We start from the raw sequence: 1,675 nt of genomic DNA, 5'->3' as shown, positions 1-1,675 counted from the left end.
CCCCGCGAACACGGTGGCCGCTCGCTCGGCTTGCGTGAGGCGATGGAGGTTCGGATCGAGGCGGCGCTGCGATCCGCGCCCAAGCTGCCCAACATTCAGGGTCCCGGCGTCGCCGCCCCGGGTATCCGCCAGTTCGGCACGCCCGCCCAGATCGAACGGCTCCTGGTTCCCCTGCTGCGCGGCGACGAGTGGTGGGCCTTGGGCATGTCCGAGCCGGAAGCGGGGTCCGATTTCGCCGGGCTGCGCACCCGGGCCGAGCGTGACGGGGACGTCTTCCGGGTCAACGGTCACAAGATCTGGACCACCCAGGCCCACGAGTCGCGCTGGTGCACGCTGTACGTCCGCACCGACCCCGAGGCGCCGAAACACCGCGGCATCTCCTGCCTGATCCTCGACCTGCAATCGCCCGGGGTACGGATCGAGCCGATCCGCATGGCCTCGATCTCCGACGAGACGTTCTGCGAGGTGTTCCTCGACGATGTCGAGGTTCCTGCGGAAAACCTGCTCGGGCCGCTCAACGGCGGCTGGAACGTCGCGTTGTCGTCGCTGCACCACGAGCGCCAGATGATCTGGATCATGAACTGGGTCGAGATCAAGCGCGGGCTCGACGCGGTGCGCGGGGCGCGTCCGACCGACGACATCTGCGCCGAGCTCGGCGCGCTGCTGGCCGACGCCGAGGCGCTGCGCGCCACCGGATACCGGGCCCTGGGCAACGAACTGGCGGGTCGGCCGAGCCCCGAGGCCGACATCATGAAGCTGCTCGGATCGGTTACCTTGCAACGCGTTTGGGAACTGGCCGCCGTCGCCAGGGGACAGGAGTGGGTCAGCGATCCGGATCTGCTCTTCGAACGCCAGGACGCGCTGGCCGCCACCATCTACGGCGGAACGTCGGAAGTGCAGCGCAACATCATCGCCGAGCGGCTGCTCGGACTGCCGAAGGGATGACTCGGATGGATTACGACCTCGGCGAGGACGCCGGACAACTCCGAAGTCACTTACGGGAGTTGATCGCCAACCACATCCCCGCCGACTTCCTCGGCGCCTGCACCGAAAACCCACAGGATCTCGCCACCACCGAGACGTTCTGCAAGCTGTTGGCCACCGAGGGGCTGCTGGCGCTGGCATGGCCGAAAGAGCATGGCGGCGGCGGCGGTTCGGTCTGGCAGCAGACCGTGCTGCGCGAGGAGATGTGGGCCCAGCACGAGCCCCGCGGCCCGCAGTACATGGGCATCAACTGGGTCGGCCCGGCGCTCATGCGTTACGGCACGGACGAACAGAAGGCCAAGCACCTGTCGGCCATCGCGTCCGGCGATGTGATCTGGTGCCAAGGCTTTTCCGAGCCCGAGGCCGGAACCGACCTCGTCTCGCTGCGCACCCGCGCGGTGCCGGACGGGGACGGGTGGCGCATCACCGGCCAGAAGGTGTGGACCTCGTACGCCCAGATGGCGTCCTGGTGTGTGCTAGCGGCCTGCACCGACCCCGACGCGCCAAAAGCCAAGCGGCTCACCCTGTTCCTGATACCCATGGACCGGCCCGGGTTCACCGTCCGGCCCATCCCGTCGATGCTGGGTCCGCATCACCTCAACGAGATGTTCCTCGACGACGTGCCGGCGTTTCCCGGTGACGTCCTCGGCGAGGTCGGCGACGGCTGGCGGGTGATGCGGGAGGCGCTGGC

The 1,675-nt window shown here is 68.5% G+C and carries 2 protein-coding genes; both read left to right on the top strand.

Annotation, left to right across the window (positions count from 1 at the left end):
* Nucleotides 1-945: acyl-CoA dehydrogenase family protein (locus tag A5712_RS21895; protein ID WP_068109659.1), on the top strand; the 945-nt coding region annotated here is incomplete at its 5' end.
* Nucleotides 942-1,675 (top strand): acyl-CoA dehydrogenase family protein (locus tag A5712_RS21890; RefSeq protein ID WP_197519469.1); only part of this gene is annotated, 734 nt, incomplete at its 3' end. The genes A5712_RS21895 and A5712_RS21890, both read left to right, overlap by 4 nt.

Origin of the sequence: Mycobacterium sp. E2327, assembly GCF_001672675.1 — a bacterium.
Lineage (GTDB): Bacteria > Actinomycetota > Actinomycetes > Mycobacteriales > Mycobacteriaceae > Mycobacterium.
The sequence above is the reverse complement of the archived record's forward strand: the minus strand, read 5'-3'. Positions and strand labels throughout refer to the sequence as shown.